Here is a 16,207-nt window from a genome sequence, read left to right as displayed (position 1 = left end):
GGATGGAGTCCTGCGGCCGTTTCCCTGTCATCAGCCCGTTGCTCTACCGCTTCTCCGTGCGGGGAATTGCCCGGCGGGTGAGAACCGGGGACGTATCTGCTGTCCGGAAACTGGCTGCTGTCTTCTGCACCGCAAACGATCCCGGCACCCGGCATATCGCATCGGAGGCGCTGATGCGGCTGCAAAACCCGGAGCAGGCGGCAATTCTCTGCAGGGAATGCCTTCTTTGGGACAATGACGAGCTGATCGCGCTTGCCACCCGGTGCGGGTTCGAACCCGCTGACCCGGCCGACCGCGCCCTCTGGCTCTTCTGCACTTCCCGGAACAGAGAACCTGTCCGGCCCGGTCCCGGCGGACTTCTCCCGCTCCTTGCAGCGGGATATACCTCTGCAGATGGACCGGTGCGGCTCAGGATCCGGGAGGCTGCCCGCAGGAACGGCACCGCAGGGTTGCTTGCCCGGGCGCTGGCGGGACCGGACGTGACGCGGAATGCTCCCCGCTGGTCGTACGGGGAGTGGGAGATCGTGCTGGCCGGTCTCACCGAAGAAAAGCGGTGGGGTGACCTCTGGCTCCTGGTACCCCTTGCCCCCCTGTCCCTGGGCATGGAAGCGGTCCGTGCCCTGAGAACCGCGGGATGGGCGCCCCCTGGCGACGACCGGCTTCTCTGGGAGGATCTGGCAGAGACGGTACCGGATCGCTGGCTGCATCCTGCACCTTCGGCTGAACACCGGCAACCGGCGGGCAGGCCGGCAGGCCAGGTGACCCGGCTCTGCTTCTCCATGGATGGCAGCCTGCTGGCAACCGGCAGCTGCGACGGAATGCTCTCGGTATGGCGGACGGCTTCGGCCGGTCCTGCCATGGAATTTGCCGCCGGACCGGGATCGGTCCGCTTCCTCGGCATCCCGGAAGACAACACCTGCCTTGTCAGCACCAGTGACGACGGCACGGTCCGCTGCCATGGCTTTTCCGGACGCACGCCGGTCTGGACATGGAATGGAGAGGGCAGCGGAACAGCAACAGCCCTTTCTCACGACGGTACATCAATCTTTGCCGGTGATGCTGATGGCCGTTTGACGATACTGGATATCCGGGCCGGCCGGCCCCTGTATACCCTTAGGCTGCATCCTTCGCCACTTACCTGCATTGCGCCCGCACCATCAGGACAAATTGCTGCCTGCGGTCATGCGGATGGCACGCTCTCGGTTGTCCGGCCCGTGAACGGGACCAGCCCGCAGACCCTTCCCGGCAACGGCAGCCCGGTCCTGCATCTATCCTTCGATCCCGGGGAGAGATCCTGTCTTGCGGTCTATGAACATGGCCATCCTGCGCGGTGGGATGTTGTGACGGGAGAGAAGGAGTGCACATATACCGGCCTTTCCGGAAGAGCGCTCTGCAGCGCGGTACCCCGGGAAGGCAGGTGGTTTGCGGTGGGGAGCGACCGTCACGCGATCGTCTGCTGGGAGGCGGAAAAGACGGTGCCGGAGGTATCCATCCCGCTCTACAGCCGACACGTCACCTCCTGTTCAGCTGCAGCCGACGGCAGCATCCTGGCGGCAGGGTTCCACGACGGCTCTGTCCGCATATGGCGCATGCCGGACGGAAAACTCGTCCGGGAGTTCAGGGGCCACAAAAAGACAGTCACAACCTGCACTCTTGCCCAGGGGAGCGCAAGGCTCGCCACGGTCAGCTGGGACGGGACAACGAAGCTCTGGCGGGTTCCTGGCGCTGAAATCGTCCGGACATTCGATGCGCATGCCGGCGGGATCGCCGTTCTCGCGGGTCCTGCCGGCAACCTTGTCGCAGCCGTGACGGAAGACGGTACTGCGCGGCTCATCGACGGATCGGATGGCACCCTTGTCCGTGTCCTCGACCTCTACACCCCTTCCGTCAGGGCAGCTGCCATGAGCCCGGACGGGACGTTTCTCGTGATTACCGGGGCGGACTCATCGATCCGCTGCTGGGATATCCGAAACGGGAGTCTTGCCGCAGCAGGGGAACGGGCGGGGACATCGCTCCGGTGCTGCACGTTCGTCCCGGGCGGGGGGCTGCTGGTTACCGGCGGCTGGGACGGTGCCTGCAGGTTTTTCCGGGTGCCGGAGATGACCCCCGGCCGTGCATTCACCGGCCACACGAGCACGGTCACCTGCTGCACGGTATCGCGGGACGGCTCCCTCCTCGCTACCGGGAGCAACGATACCACGGTCCGGCTCTGGAGGATGGAGAGCGGGGAGCCCTGCGGGGTCCTCCGCCATTCCCGTTCGGAGGTGGGGGCGCTCGCATTCTCACCGGACGGGACCCTCATTGCCGCCGGGAGCAGCGACAGGGTCATCCGGCTCTGCCGCCTCCCCTACGGTACGACTGTGCAGGATCTGCCGGGTCTTCCCGGCAGGGTCACCGCCCTTACGTTCAGCGGGGACGGCTGCACCCTCGCGGCGGGATACGACACCGGCACCTGCGCCTTCTTCTCACTGGTGGACAACACCCTCATCCGGACGGTGCCGGCCCATGCCGGAGCCGTGACCGGCCTTGCGGTTCTCGCGGATGGAAAGACGCTGGTCAGCTCCGGCGGGGACGGCCTCTGCCGGTTTCATGCGTTGCCGGTTATCCCCTTCCCCCTGCACGCCCGTCCTGCTGCTGCCGGCACAGCACCGGCCGGGGAGGAGCCGGGATGCGGCAAGGCAAAGTACCACAATGCCCTGCTTGCTGCCCGTTTCCAGGGGGAAATCGGGATCTGTGCTCCCACCGATACAGCCGGGTGTTACGATATCCAGATCGCGGGGTGAAGAGGATGACAGTGGAACGTGAACAGGGAGATTGTGGTGTGCGGCTTGGTATCGACATCGGGGTAAGCGCTGTTGTGATCGCTGCCTGCGGACCGGGCGGGGAGTGCCGCACCCTTGCGTTTCCGGGCATCTCCCGTGAGGTTCCCGCACCGCAGGGAAGTCTTCCTGTTCACCTTGTCCCCGCTCTCATCGAATACCGTGATGGCGGGGTGGAACGGAGGGGCGATGCGGTACTGATGGCAGGGACCGCCGATTCTCCCGGAACCGCCCGGTGGCTGCGGCAGTACCTCTGCGACAACAGCCCCGTGCAGGTGCCGGCCGGGAATGGCCGCATGGTCCGGTACGATGAGGCAGCAGCTGATCTTCTGGCACCGCTCCTGTCGGATGTGTTCCGGCAGTATCCCGGGGCCCATCCGGTTTTCAGCCTGCCGGATGGGGCACCGCCGGGATATGCTGAACTCCTTCAGCGGATCGCCCGCAATGCCGGTGCGTGCTCCTGTTCAACCATCTGTGAGTACGAGGCTGTCCTGGAAGGGTACGGGTATCTGCCCGCTGACGGGGAACATGTCCTTCTCGTCAGCTTCACGGAAACCGGGCTGGAAATTGTTGCGCTTGCCCGTGCAGGCCATTCATCTTCCGGTGGCGACAGGAGCGGGCTGCGGGTGCTGGCGCGGGCAAACGGCCCGGTGAGTTGTCGGGAAATTGACGCATGGATCGTCCATGACCTGCTTGCAAGGTTCCGTCTGCCGGAGAGCGATCCGCGGGCTCTCCGCCTCATGCCGCAGCTCTGGTACGAGGCATCGCTGCTCCGCGAACGACTTCCAGCGTCAGGGGACAAAGTGATCCGGATGATCGATACCCTTTCGGGAAGGACGTTCGAAGCCCGGTTCGGGGCAGCCGACTTCGACCGGATCCTCGCCGCCCGCGAGGTTGTCCCGCTGGTTGAGGAATGTATCGGGAGGGTGCTCTCTTCGCTCCGTACGCACGGAGTGTCCGCAGGCCTTCCCGGTACAGTCTTCCTCGTCGGTTCCGGCTGTGCTATCCCCGCCATTCAGGAAGCGGTGCGGTCGCGGTGCTGGGGAGCGGCTGTGTATGACGGCCACCTGCTGGATGCGGCGGCGCGGGGGGCAGCGGGATACCGGACCCCGTTACGGACGGCGGACCGGATCGCCTGCTCGTACGCGCTGCGGTACTGGGACCCGGCCGCACAGGAGCACCACTACCGCTTCCTCGTGCACAGCGGAACGCGGTACCCGAGTGCCGGGCAGGTGGCCCGGGTCATCATCAGTGCAGCGTACGACGGCCAAACCCATCTCGGCATCCCGCTTTACGAGATCGGGGGGACGCCGGGGGATACGGCACCCCGGATCGAACTGGTCTCGGACTCCGGCGGCGGAGTCCGGCTCGCGGGCCCGGCGCAGGATGCAGACCGTGCGGGGCAGGCCGTGCACGCCAACCAGCGCTCGCCAACACTCCTGGTCGCCACCCCCCCGGCACGGAAGGGCGAACCGCGGTTTGAATGCACGTTCACCATCGATCCGGAGCGGAACCTCTGCCTCTCGGCACGGGACCTCCTGACCGGGGCGCTAGTGAAGCTGAATGCGCCGGTACACCGGCTTACGTAACCAGACTGGAGAGAAGAACCATGGAAATGCAGGAACTTGAGATAACGATCGACAGGGAAGGAAGGGTGCAGGTCGCCGTCCGAGGCGTGAAGGGCGAAGGCTGTACCGGTATCACGAAGAATATTGAAAATGCCGTCGGAACGGTGGAGGGACGGGAGTATACCGCCGCGTATTTTGAGCAGCCGGCGGTGGTACACGACCACCAGTATGTGAACCGCTGAAGGTCCCGCTGCACTCCAAAATCCGGTATTCAGCAGAGATCTTCGGTGATGAAGACCAGATCGTTCTCCCCGACAACAACACCGATTCCCTCCCGTGAAAGATCTGCGTCGAGCAGGTTCTCGCGGTGATCCGGGCTCTTCATCCACCCGTCTACGGTCTCCTCCGCAATCATCTCTTCCGTTTTCCAGCCAAACCCGGTTGCGCTTCCGTGAATGAACAGGACCGAATCATACCAGTACGTTGCGAACAGGTTCTCGGCAATGGTATACGAGTAATACGGGTCAGCATCGCGGTGGCATTCATATCCCGCTGCGGCACCGCGGGCGGTCGCGTCACGCTCCTGAAGGTTCACGTGACCGAAATACCCGTGCGATGCCATGTCCGCGCTGTGGGCAGAGGCAAGGGACGTGAGTGCCGGATCAGTACGGAGTGCAGGAACTGCATGCGCCTGCCGCTCGCGGTTGACCAGGCCGTGAACCCGTGCGGCAAGTGACGTGGCATTGATGACCGGCACCTCAGGGACGCTCCAGCCGGGACTTCCGTTCAGGTCCGGGGAGAACGGAATCGGCGTTGTAATGACCCCGGCAGTATCACCGGAATCCGGAATCATGGCCGTTGTGGTGGGGGGAACGGCCAGACCTGCGGCGGGTGCGGGGGTTCCCTGGAGGGTAAAGGTCTGCATGAGGATTCCTGAACCGATGATGACGATTATGATACCGGTGGCGATAAACAGGATAAAGAAAAACCTCCGGTATCCCGTTGCGCGAATCGTACGCCTCCCCGCAGGTCCGGAACCATCGGGACGGCCTCCGCACTCAGGGCTGGAAGAATTTCCCATGATCGCTCAGTGCAGGGTCGGTGCCGGAACAGATAAAGGATATATGAAAAACCGCCCCCGAAACATGTCGGGGGGTCGATTATTATTTTTCCCGCAGACCGGGCATCGCGACCTGCAGGGTTCACTCCCGTAATTTTCCTTTCAGGCCGGATTCCGAAATGGCATTAGTGGAAAAAAATAAATTCGACCCCCTCCAACCGCCCTTCCGGACTCCCGATATTTTTCCCTTTTTTTATGAGGTAAAATTGCTGCATTTCGTGTACTGGCTTGCAAGGGGGGGTCGAATTTATTTAATTGGTAAAAACGGTTTTAACCATCTGATCGGAATCGAATGGAAAAAATAAAATTTTTTTATGGAGTCTGCAGCAGCCGAACGAAAAGAGGCAGACCGCGATACAGGAAGTATCCCGCTCACCGGGCCAGTTCCCGGACCTTTGCGATGTTGCCCCGGTCATCCCGGCGGTCGTCGACCGGCGTCTCGCAGATGAACGGGAGGTCCCGGAGGGCCTTGTGATGCAGGATACGCCGCATGCCGTCTTCGCCAATGAATCCCATACCAATGTGCTCGTGCCGGTCGAGGCCGCTAGCCCGGTCACCCTTCGTGTCGTTCAGGTGGATGACCCTGAGGTTTTCCAGCCCGATTTGTTCGTCGAATTGCGCAAGAGTATCGCTGATCCCTTCATCTGTCCGGAGCTCGTAGCCGGCGGCGAAGGCGTGGCAGGTGTCGAAGCAGACCCCGAGCCGGCCGGGGAACGTGAGTTCGTCCATGATACCCCGGATGTGTTCGAAAGAACTGCCCACGCTGTTCTTCTCGCCGGCGGTATTTTCGAGGAGGAGCATAACGTCATTGTCGGCTTTTTTCATTGCCGTGCTGATAGCCTTTATCACCCTCATCCGCCCGCCCGCAATCCCGTCGCCGAGATGGTGGCCGAGATGGGTGACGAGATACGGGATCTTCAGCCGGCCGCACCGATCCAGCTCTGCGGTCAGAGTTTCGACAGACTTATCGAACATATCCTGTTTCGGTGTGGCAAGATTCGGCAGGTAGGGCATATGGTCAACCGGCATGATGCCGGTAGTTTTTACCTTTGACCGGAACAGCGTGGCATCCTCTTCTGCAAGGGGCTTATAGTTCCATCCCCGGGGATTCCGGGAGAACATCTGGAAGACGTCGCATCCCGCATCCTTTGCCCGGTCCACTGCAAGGTCCAGTGATCCCGCAATCGAGACATGCACGCCCACTTTCACCATTGCCTGATCCCGTCCTGCATAGGCATCTCCTGATCATATCCACGTCTGCGTGGTATTTGGGGATTGTGATCCGGGCCGGTGTAAAGGAGACGATCCCTCCATGTTACCTGCGAAGACTGCCCGTAACTACCTTTTTTACTTCTTCCACCCGCCCGGGAATCTGCCGGATATCCTTTAGGGCATCCATACTGTCGATCAGCACATGCCCGGCGGGTTCTATCCCAAGGTTCCGGAAAAACGGGATGATCACCTTCGTGATGCAGGAAAAATTGTCCTCACCCATGCGGCCGGCAACCGACAAGAGTAACCCTTTCTTACCGTCATTGTCTCTATGGAGAGTCCGCTCCGCATGGTAGGCCTGCATCCGGTCGATCACGAGCTTAAGCCCGGCCGGAACCGTATTGGTATATACCGGGGAACAGACGATGAAAAGCCGGGCACCGCGGACGGCATTAATAATACCTGTCATATCATCATCGAACACGCACGTGCCGGTGTTATAACACTGATAACAGCCGATACAGCAGTGGATATCGAGATCATGGGGATAAATAATCCGTACCGTCTGCCCGGCCTCCCGTGCGGCTTCTGCTGCCAGACCGGCCAGAATGCTGCAGTTGCCGTCCGGCCGGGGGCTGCCCTGGAGGATGATGACACTGTCTCCCGGAGTCCCATGTATCCCTTTCTGATCCGGGGGATATACTGAGAAGACTGCATCCGGGTCCGACACGAGTTCCCGTTTCCATGCGGTTACCTTATCCCGGACTGCGGTTTCAGCGGCGAGAGGAACCTGCGGGGAATATTCGAAAGTATTTGTCCGGAAGACAGCACGCGTAAGATCCCCTTCCCTCGCGGACAGGATATACCGAACCATACCGGGATACACAGATGAGAAATCCTCGCGGGAAAGCGTGAGTACAAACTCACGGCTGCCGTGCCGGACAACCTCTTCCTCCATTGTTTCCCGGGCCGGTTCCATGAGCATACTGGCATGCCGGTAAAAAAATATTTTTCCGCCGGCAGGAAACAGGGGATCGCCGGGTAAATGGATTCTGGTATGGAAATACGAAGAACTCTTTTCCGGCAGATGATGATTAATGAAACGTATCTTGGGATCACGGGCATCCTCCGGCCGTTCCGGGGTACATCCAGGGCTGCGCCTGCAACCGGGCGACCATATCGTATACTATGGCTGTACGGGAACCTGTACACCGTTTATCGGGGTGCTCGCAATGGCCGGTCGCGGATTGCACTATCACAAGGTGTTCGTACCATATCTCGATGAAACAAAGACGCAGAAACTGCACGAGGTCCCGGATACTGGTATGCAGGTGAGCGGTGAGACAGCGGCTGTGAATCCGAGAAATATAATAATCATGGGCGGCCTTGCAATGCCGTACATGTCGGTAACAAAGGAGCAGGTCCGCAATCCTGCCGCGCGGTATGACACGATAAAAGTCGTTGGTGTCTGTTTCCAGAATATGTGAAAAAGGCCGGCTGGCTTGATACCGTGGTGTTCGATCTGCTTTTCAGTGCGACGATCGATCCGGTAACTGTTAAGAAACGGGAATACCCTGGCGATCTCATTATCCGGTTTTATTCGTATTGATGTCATGTGTGAGGTTCGACAAGTCGAAGAACCCTTTGGCTGCTTCTCAGGTCTCACCCCGCCTCGCGAGATTCGACTGAAACAAAAAGTATATTACCGGTTCAGCCAATTCTCCGTACTATATATCCGGCAGGAAATCAGGACCTGTCGGTTGAGGATGATCAGCGATGAAAACAATTGATTATTTCAGGACTGTTTTTCTTATCGGACTGGCTGCAGTCCTGTGCGGCACGGTGAGTGCTGCCGGGATGGGAATTGTTGCAGAGCCTCACGAAACATCGGGCGCGGATGCGCCGACATGTACCGCCCCATGCGAGTGCATGTCCCTCACGCAGGCCATGCAGCGATGGGGTACTGACGGGTATGAATATTGCAGCAAGACCGTGTGCGGGCAGAGCGCCGATGCGATGGTGCAGTACTACTGCCTCCACCAGAAAGGATCCTCGGCAGCGCCACCGGCACAAGCCCAGGCGCCGGCTGCCGGGGCACCTGCTGCGGCAGGAGCTACCCAGAAATCCCCTTCAGGGATTATCACGATTCTTGCAGCGATTGGACTGGTACTTCCTGTTGCAGCAGGCCTGAGAAGGAAATAATCTCCCTTTTTAAAAAATAAAAACAAACCGTATAATACCGGGTCAACCGGATCATCATATGAGAATCCCGGCGCGGTGAAGGGGGCCGGTGAGTGGTGACAGGAAATGATAAGGAACCAGTATGTCAGGATTGTGCTGTTCATCGGAATGATAGCAGTCATGTGCGGCATAGCGGGCGCAGCTACGTCAATCGGCGCAGAAAATGAGCATCCCTCGGCCGGAGGGCAATATTATACCTGCAGTGCGCCATGCGAATGCATCTCGGAAAATGAAGCTGCAGCACGATGGGGTCCCGAAGGGTACGATCGGTGCAACAAGAATGTGTGCGGCCAGAGTGCGAATGCAATGATCCAGTATTATTGCCTACATCCCATTGGGGGCTCAGCCTCGGCAGCTACAACGACCTGCCAGGCTCCCTGTGAATGCCTTTCGGAAGGTAGTGCTCTCTCTAAATGGGGAACGAACGGGTACGTGCAGTGTACGAAGACGACATGCGGCCAGGAATCAGTATCCGGCGGGTCAGTTGCAAAATACTGTTTCCGGCAGTGGGGATCATCAGGGCTGGTTGTTGGCGGCGCTGCAACAACGACGTTGAAACAAACGACGGCTGCAGCCACCGCTCAGAACACCGTCCAGGTACCGGTCCAGACACTTGTGCAGACACAGGTGCAGGAAGCTGCTCCCTCTCCAACCTATACCTGGCCATCAGGCCCGGCTCCCATCCAGACAAAATCCCCGGTGGGATTAACCACCATCCTTGTCGCAATCGGCATGGTGATTCTCGCGTTCGTCACAATGCGCAGGGAATAATTTTTCGTTAGAACCAGTTGTCCCTGTTGATCCAGATCAGTGATCGGGCATATCCCCCTTTTCGGGAAAATACCTGAAACCAGGACCCGTGAGCATTGCAGATCCGGTCAACACCCGGACGGAAAGTATCTTCCGGTGCCGTTAACGGGAAATAACGATGTTTTCGAACCGGATTGTCAGATCTGCACTCTTCAGGTTCGATGGCAGGGGGCAGGAGATCATCGTTTCCGTTATAACATGGCCGCCGGCTTTCAGGGTCCCGAAGTAAACGGTCTTCCAGCAGATCTGGCGCCCCCCATAGTACAGGTTTGCAGATGCCGTAACAACCCTTGCATCGGCATCCCCGACATTAAATCCATTGGCGTGGATAAGGAGGGGTACCATGTTTTCGGTAGTACCGGAAGTTCCCGGCGGATACATCCAGTAACCGTCGATGTGGATATCCGGGTTTCCCTTCAGCGCTGTGGCAGTGACTGCCGGAGTGAATGTCACCGGCACGGAGGTTCCGGGGATAATATCCAGTGTTGCCGAGATGTTCGCCAGGCCCCCGCGCTGTATGATAACAGGAGATGTCCAGCGATCATACCCGTTCGCACGCAGCTCAAGCGAGTAGTTACCTGCCGGGATACCGCTGATGGCAGCGGGAGTCGTCCCCCGGTATTCCCCGTTAAGATAGACCTCCGCTCCTGGAGGCGACGAAAGGATCCTGACAGATCCTGTGTCCGGTGTCAGCGTCCGGGGATTCTCGGCGCACCCGCTCAGAAACACTCCACACAGGACAAGACAGACTGCAGTTATGAATGGAATTGCTGGTATGCGGGGCATGAGTACAAGAGTGCAGGATGTGTTTGATGATATCCTTTGTGCCCCGCAAATCCATAGCAATATTAAACCGGCCGGTGAACGGGTACCAGAACTTTTCGCAGGTTCCCCATGAGTGACATTATCATCGGTGCAGCGTTCCTCTCGTTCCTTGGTTTTTTTATTGCAGGGAAGTACCGTAAATATCCTGCAATCGCCGGCTGGACCTGCATTGTTCTCAATCTCTGGTCAGAGATGCCCGCTCTCCTCCGTGAAGCGAACTTCCTGTATCCCCTGCTGGCCCTGGTATCGCTTCCTTTTCTCGTAATAACCGTGGATTGTCTGCTTCGGGAAGATACCGTTGTTCTTCAGCTCTCCCGTGCCGCGGCGATCGCCACCATTATACTGGTGCCGTTCATGCTTGTTCCTGCCCTGGGAAACGGGCTCATTACGCTTGTGGTCACGATATCGTTTATGATCATTACAGCACTCGGCCACCATCCCAGGATGCTTGCATGGGATGTGATCTTCGAGAACGGGTTTGCCAACCAGATCATCCTTGGCTGCACAGGTATTGTGGCGATAGCGATGATGCTCGGGATCGTTGCTTCAGAAAAGGATCTCACCCCCCGGCAGGCTATCCAGGCATTTCTCATCATCGTTCCCCCGATATTCCTTCTTAACCTGCTCCGGGTTTCCGTACTATTCATTGCAGTTTCAGACAAATGGTTCGGTTCATTGCCGGATCCAACGGGGACCGGCGATGCAAACTTCTTCTGGGCACATAATGTGTGTGCTGAGATACTCGGGCTCATCTTCCTCCTGGTACTGATGGGAGCAGTAATCCGGATTATTCCCCATCTCAGCATCTTTGGCCGTGAGGTTGTCGGTGTTTATCGGAAGCGACTTCTCAGTCTTGGAGGAAGAGCATCCCCCTGACAGGTTTTCTGCTCCCATTGCAAATCTTTTTATTTCTGAAATGTGGATTGAGTTTTGATTTTCAGCATAACCGTCAGGGTGTGGTGGGATCATATGGTAAAGGGCAAACGGCGCCAGTCAGCAGACAAGAGCGGTAATGCCGTCGACAGGCACATCAGAAGGATAAAGAACGACGATCAGTGGGGTGAGCGGGATCCTGAGGATGATCCGCTACGGGATCTCCGGCCGTATGAAGATGATACGAGGAACCCTGCCAACGACGAATATCTGTGGCCGGAAATGAACGATGACTATGAAGACGATGACTGACGTATTCTGATGTGACTGGATCGTTCTTTGCGTCATTCTGAACTTAAGGTTACTGTCCTGAATGCTCCTTTTCTGATGAAGTCCCCGATACGTCATTAAATCTACGAGGGTACTGACACGATCCCTTCCGGCGCAACCACCCTCATTATCTTACCAACAACCGCCTCGAAATCCTCATCTGAGCAATCGATCGTGAAATCAGCATACCGTTCATAGAGCGGGATTCTCTCGTCATACATTTCATGGAGCGTTTCGCCGGGTGAGAGGATGATACCCCGCGTCATGATATTCCGGAGTCTCTTTTCCATCTCTTCAAATGAAACGTGCAGGTATATGATAATTCCATCCCGACTGAGATGCAGCATCGAGCGGCTGCTGAAGACCACGCTTCCGCCCGTGGCGATAACCGAATTCCTGGTATGAAGGGAAAGGATTGTCTCCTCCTCGATTCGCTTGAGTGCATCGGGCCCATCGGTATCAATGATCTCCTGCAGGAGCCTTCCTGAACGCTCCTGTATCATGATGTCAGTATCGATGAAATTGCGTCGCAACGCTTTTGCGAGAATAACACCGGTTGTGCTCTTTCCAGCGCCCGGCATGCCGATAAGGACAATGTTTTTCATATTCCCTTCCGGCCGGTTTCCGCACATATCTGGTTTGGTTGCCTCCCTTTTTTTGATTTTACGATTATCTGAAACTGATTGCTCCGGTTCAGTGCAGTATGGATTAAATGCCGGGAATTGAACCCGGTACATCAGTTCTTTCCTTCGGTCCTCCTTTTCAGCAGGGCTACGTCCGGAGGCAGGTTCAGGAGATGCATCTTCCGGTGGCAGTTGGGACAGAGGGCAACAACATTCCCGATCACATCCTCCCCCCCATCGATGAGCGGAATGATATGGTGAATCTCGAGGTATGGTTCACCATCTGCTGTAACAAAAGGTGCATTCTGGTTACAGAGCTGACAGGTGCCGTTTGCCCGGCGCCTTGCATATTCTGAAACGATCCGGTCGGGCTCGAAAACCTCTGAGACCACTTCCCGCCTGCCTCCCGTTTTGACTGCATACCGTGCCTGGAACTCCAGCTCGGGGAGCGGCAGGGGCTTTCCTTTTTTCTGGGCAGACCCTGTAATTTCTTTCGACAGATCTTTCCGGGTAACCGGCGGCCGCCCTCCTCCTTTGAGTTTCAGGGGAAAGACATAGACATCATGCGGATTTTTCCCGCCGTCCGCCTGCCGGGAACGGTAGGGGCTGTCTGCGAGCTCTGCTTCGCCAATGAACACGTATTTTGCATCTTCGAACACCTCGAATAAAAAGAGCCTGATGCCGCTCTCCGGTGACCCAGCGAGCGTCTTGTTGAGGGGAGACGACAGACCCCGCTCGTTCCCGGATCCCGGACCGGTAAAGTGGAAGACCTTCCCGATCCACTTATCCTCGTTCGAGGAGCTGGTGTGGTCAGACACAAGGACCAGGCTGTTAATGCCGTGGGACCGCCGTATCGCACCCTGCGGACCGCACCGGAACGCGGTCCTGAGCGTATCGTTGTCAACCGTATCCCCTGGACTGTACGGGACTTCGAAATCACCTGCTGTTTCCTGTGAGCAGGCCCCCTCGAGTTCCAGGTCAAAATGGTCGGGATCCCGCCTCCTGGTAAACTGGATCGTTGGCGCATCAACGGCTTCAGCCCGGGTTTTTTTGAAGAAATCAAGCCACAGGGGATACTGCTGGTTGAGCATTGCTGCAAAATCTGCTTTCCATATCATCCTGGTTACTGGTGAGGTGTGGACGGTTTTCTCAATATACGTATCGAACCTGCGGGTGCCATAAAGCAGAACGAGCCGTTTCTTATGGCCGGGATCTAGGTTCAGGACACCGAAAAACTCCTGAACTGGCAGCGGAAGGATCGTTTCCCGGTACAGAAAAGCAGCCCTGTCGGTTTGTTTTATTGCGGTATTTCCATCGACTATTGTCCATGTAAGCGAAGCGGAATCCTCGTCATCATCCGGGAAATCCCCTGCATCTTCTTCTGCTGAGGCAATGATATCCTCAATTTCTTCCATACCGGTTCGTCCCCTTTGATTGTTTTTGTCTTCCGGCACAGCGGAAAGAGTCTTCTGGTGAGACGTTTGTCGACATGGGTTAAGTATTTTCTACTCTCTGGCCATAAGGTATCGGGAGCAGTGACCGGATCAAGTCATGGAGGATAATTCACGACAATCCGGAAAGAATAACTGCAATTCTCATCCAGATCGATTATTTGTCTGACAGGAAAATGTGAAAATTATAGAAATATTTATCAGTCGAATTCCCCAAAACTTCCCTATGGCGATTTATTCTGATGAAAGACGTCCGACACTGGCAAATTTAATAAAATTCACCCTGCTTGTCAACGTCGTCTTTTTCATCATCCTGATCCTCTTTTGGATACTCAGGTCGGGAATCGATGCAGCCCTGGTACATACCGGAACGTTTGCTACCATTCTGATCGGGCTGAATTTTGCATCATTCCTGATTTACGAGCAACTCTTCCGGCCTGACGACGATCCCCTGCGCAGGATTGCCGAAATCCTTGGATCCCTCCAGGTGCTCTTTTCAATCATATCCCTCCTCCTCCTCATCGGGACCATAGCACTTGCCATTGTGCCGGGGCTTGGGGGAGTCCTCCCGGTTGCCTCTTCATCGCAGCCTGTTGCATCATCCCCGACACCTGCCAGCGGGGTCACAGCTGTCCATACTCCGGTTGTGGCAAAAACCACAGATTGTTATCAGACCTCCACGGGATGCATGCCAATCGCACCCGATCCCACGGTACCCCCACTCGGGAAACCTATAGTCCAGAACGATCCCGTTATCGGTTCGTTCATCTTCGACAAGCTGCAGTTTGACCCGAAAACCAATTATTACTCAAGAGCTGGAAATTACGAATACAATTACAAGTCCGTCCCGCTCGATCACTCCCCGGATATCCGATGGACCTTCAGAGAAGATGGTGTTATTTTATTTTATGATAATAACCAGGGAACGCTTCTTAGGATGGGAACCTGGTCGAAGGCCGATCTCGGCATGGGGAGATATGAGTACCGGATAAAGCGCGGTAACTATAATTATCGTGGATCGTTCGATGGCGGGTCCTTCCGCATTACTGATCCGGATTTCTGGAACATGACAAAAGTTGCATAAGCAATTTTCTTTTTTCGCCAGAACCCGAAGGATTATCTTCCCTGATACTTCATGGACTGGATATGAAAACAGCAGGAATAATCCTTCTTTGTCTCCTGACCGTTGCTGCCAGCGGGTGTACTGCTGCAGCACCTGCACAGCAGTCCGGGGCTGTTGGCGGCGGCTCAACATCAGGAGCCGGTATACCTGATCTGACAGGCACATGGACCGGACCCATGCAGGGGTATGACCAGGGAACGGGCTTTTCAGAGTACCACAATCTTATTGTAAAAATGAATGTTACGGAGCAGAAGGGCCGCATCTTTGCCGGTAAAATTCTGTTCACGCTGAACGGCAATGAATCCGTATCCGGATTTGCCGGTGCAATCGGGCGGGACGGCAGGACGCTCTTTATCACTGAAGAGTACGGCGGGTACTGTATCGGCGAGATCGTGGGGGAAAACGAGATCGAACTGATCTATATGGAAGACGGTTCTCCTTACAGCGTCGCAATCGATTCGTTCAGGCGGGGCTGATGTCCCGGTCTTTTTCTCCGTATCCCAGGTACTTCTCCCTCCCGATAAGGAAGTCGCGGTAAACCTGGTAATAATCCGTATCCTCGTACGTGACCTTCTGTATCGGGGCCTTGCCAAAGCTGAATATTTCCGCCTCCGGCAGCGCAAGGAGGAGCGGGGAATGGGTGGCGATGATGAACTGCGCGTCCCCGCGTTTTGAGAATCCCCGAAGCAGGTGCAGCAGTTCAAGCTGCCGTTTTGGCGAGAGAGCATTCTCGGGTTCATCGAGCAGGTACAATCCTTTCCGTGCGAAGCGGTTCTCAAAAAACGCCATATGCGACTGCCCGTGGGATTTTACTATGAGCGAGGTGCTGCCGAAATAGTCAAGACAGCCGGCATCTGCCCTGCTCCACTGATCAAGAGCCTCGGCAAAATGGCGGAAATGTTCTGAAGCAAAAAACGATCCCGTCACCTTCCCTTCTGACCACTCGATCCGGAGAACCTGGTGCAGCAGGTCTTCATGCAGGTTTCTGCTGTCCCGCCTCCCCTCATGCTCTTCCCAGACATGAATGCCCGCATTCCGGGCGATTGCCCGGAGCAGTGTTGATTTCCCAGTACCATTCTCGCCAATGAAGAAGGTGACGGGCGTATTGAAGGCAATCTTCTCCGTGCTGGTGAAAACAGCAAGGTTGAACGGGTAACAATCTCCTTCTGGGAACCTGTCGTGAAGGAATGTAAGCGATCGTATATGCATATC

Annotated in this window: 17 protein-coding genes; 10 read left to right on the top strand and 7 right to left on the bottom strand. The window is 56.8% G+C overall.

Annotation, left to right across the window (positions count from 1 at the left end):
- The first annotated feature begins 2 nt into the window (after window positions 1-2).
- Genes A4E33_RS12780 through A4E33_RS12770 form a run of 3 tightly spaced genes read left to right on the top strand, consistent with a single transcriptional unit; the run spans window position 3 to window position 4,629 of the window.
- The gene (locus tag A4E33_RS12780; protein WP_292348637.1) at window positions 3-2,783 is read left to right on the top strand and encodes a WD40 repeat domain-containing protein; all 2,781 of its coding nucleotides are present in this window, start codon (window positions 3-5) and stop codon (window positions 2,781-2,783) included.
- 5 nt (window positions 2,784-2,788) lie between these two features.
- Window positions 2,789-4,408, top strand: a complete 1,620-nt coding sequence (locus A4E33_RS12775) for a hypothetical protein (RefSeq protein WP_292348635.1) — start codon at window positions 2,789-2,791, stop codon at window positions 4,406-4,408.
- A gap of 20 nt (window positions 4,409-4,428) precedes the next feature.
- A complete protein-coding gene (locus A4E33_RS12770; protein ID WP_292348634.1) occupies window positions 4,429-4,629 on the top strand; it encodes a DUF2997 domain-containing protein in 201 nt (66 codons plus the stop codon).
- A gap of 29 nt (window positions 4,630-4,658) precedes the next feature.
- Here A4E33_RS12770 and A4E33_RS12765 read toward each other — a convergent pair whose 3' ends face one another.
- From A4E33_RS12765 to A4E33_RS12755, 3 genes are all read right to left on the bottom strand, one after another.
- Window positions 4,659-5,312: a CAP domain-containing protein gene (locus A4E33_RS12765; RefSeq protein ID WP_292348632.1), complete on the bottom strand. Its 654-nt coding sequence runs from the start codon at window positions 5,310-5,312 to the stop codon at window positions 4,659-4,661.
- A gap of 567 nt (window positions 5,313-5,879) precedes the next feature.
- Window positions 5,880-6,719: a deoxyribonuclease IV gene (locus A4E33_RS12760; RefSeq protein WP_292348631.1), complete on the bottom strand. Its 840-nt coding sequence runs from the start codon at window positions 6,717-6,719 to the stop codon at window positions 5,880-5,882.
- A gap of 103 nt (window positions 6,720-6,822) precedes the next feature.
- A complete protein-coding gene (locus tag A4E33_RS12755) occupies window positions 6,823-7,704 on the bottom strand; it encodes a flavodoxin family protein (protein WP_292348630.1) in 882 nt (293 codons plus the stop codon).
- A gap of 112 nt (window positions 7,705-7,816) precedes the next feature.
- Between A4E33_RS12755 and A4E33_RS12750 the strand changes: the two genes are divergently transcribed.
- The 3 genes from A4E33_RS12750 to A4E33_RS12740 all read left to right on the top strand — a co-directional run bounded on the left by A4E33_RS12750 (window position 7,817) and on the right by A4E33_RS12740 (window position 9,731).
- Window positions 7,817-8,206, top strand: coding sequence for a DUF2124 family protein (locus A4E33_RS12750; RefSeq protein WP_292348629.1), 390 nt, complete (start codon window positions 7,817-7,819; stop codon window positions 8,204-8,206).
- 289 nt (window positions 8,207-8,495) lie between these two features.
- On the top strand, window positions 8,496-8,921 hold the full coding sequence (locus A4E33_RS12745; protein ID WP_292348628.1) for a hypothetical protein: 426 nt from the start codon (window positions 8,496-8,498) through the stop codon (window positions 8,919-8,921).
- A gap of 105 nt (window positions 8,922-9,026) precedes the next feature.
- Window positions 9,027-9,731 carry a hypothetical protein gene (locus tag A4E33_RS12740; protein ID WP_292348626.1) on the top strand — a complete coding sequence of 235 codons (705 nt, stop codon included), beginning with the start codon at window positions 9,027-9,029 and terminating at the stop codon, window positions 9,729-9,731.
- Window positions 9,732-9,872: 141 nt separating this feature from the next.
- On the opposite strand, the gene A4E33_RS12735 is transcribed toward A4E33_RS12740, so the two are convergent.
- The gene (locus A4E33_RS12735; RefSeq protein WP_292348624.1) at window positions 9,873-10,556 is read right to left on the bottom strand and encodes a PEGA domain-containing protein; all 684 of its coding nucleotides are present in this window, start codon (window positions 10,554-10,556) and stop codon (window positions 9,873-9,875) included.
- Window positions 10,557-10,664: 108 nt separating this feature from the next.
- Between A4E33_RS12735 and artA the strand changes: the two genes are divergently transcribed.
- Complete coding sequence (artA, locus tag A4E33_RS12730) at window positions 10,665-11,471, top strand: archaeosortase A (protein ID WP_292348622.1); 807 nt, start codon at window positions 10,665-10,667, stop codon at window positions 11,469-11,471.
- Window positions 11,472-11,564: 93 nt separating this feature from the next.
- A complete protein-coding gene (locus A4E33_RS12725) occupies window positions 11,565-11,780 on the top strand; it encodes a hypothetical protein (RefSeq protein ID WP_292348620.1) in 216 nt (71 codons plus the stop codon).
- Between the two features lie 101 nt (window positions 11,781-11,881).
- On the opposite strand, the gene A4E33_RS12720 is transcribed toward A4E33_RS12725, so the two are convergent.
- Both A4E33_RS12720 and A4E33_RS12715 read right to left on the bottom strand, forming a co-directional pair.
- Window positions 11,882-12,403 carry a shikimate kinase gene (locus A4E33_RS12720; RefSeq protein WP_292348618.1) on the bottom strand — a complete coding sequence of 174 codons (522 nt, stop codon included), beginning with the start codon at window positions 12,401-12,403 and terminating at the stop codon, window positions 11,882-11,884.
- Between the two features lie 131 nt (window positions 12,404-12,534).
- Window positions 12,535-13,836: an HNH endonuclease signature motif containing protein gene (locus A4E33_RS12715; protein ID WP_292348616.1), complete on the bottom strand. Its 1,302-nt coding sequence runs from the start codon at window positions 13,834-13,836 to the stop codon at window positions 12,535-12,537.
- A 262-nt stretch (window positions 13,837-14,098) separates the two neighbouring features.
- On the opposite strand from A4E33_RS12715, the gene A4E33_RS12710 reads away from it, so the two are divergent.
- Window positions 14,099-14,956 carry a hypothetical protein gene (locus A4E33_RS12710; protein ID WP_292348615.1) on the top strand — a complete coding sequence of 286 codons (858 nt, stop codon included), beginning with the start codon at window positions 14,099-14,101 and terminating at the stop codon, window positions 14,954-14,956.
- Window positions 14,957-15,018: 62 nt separating this feature from the next.
- On the top strand, window positions 15,019-15,471 hold the full coding sequence (locus A4E33_RS12705; RefSeq protein ID WP_292348613.1) for a hypothetical protein: 453 nt from the start codon (window positions 15,019-15,021) through the stop codon (window positions 15,469-15,471).
- Here the strand turns inward: A4E33_RS12705 and A4E33_RS12700 are convergent.
- Window positions 15,458-16,204, bottom strand: coding sequence for an AAA family ATPase (locus A4E33_RS12700; RefSeq protein ID WP_292348612.1), 747 nt, complete (start codon window positions 16,202-16,204; stop codon window positions 15,458-15,460). The two genes, A4E33_RS12705 and A4E33_RS12700, sit on opposite strands and share 14 nt — an antisense overlap.
- Window positions 16,205-16,207: the final 3 nt, after the last annotated feature.

It is taken from the genome of Methanoregula sp. PtaB.Bin085 (genome assembly GCF_002067035.1).
Taxonomy (GTDB): Archaea; Halobacteriota; Methanomicrobia; order Methanomicrobiales; family Methanospirillaceae; genus Methanoregula.
The sequence above is the reverse complement of the archived record's forward strand: the minus strand, read 5'-3'. Positions and strand labels throughout refer to the sequence as shown.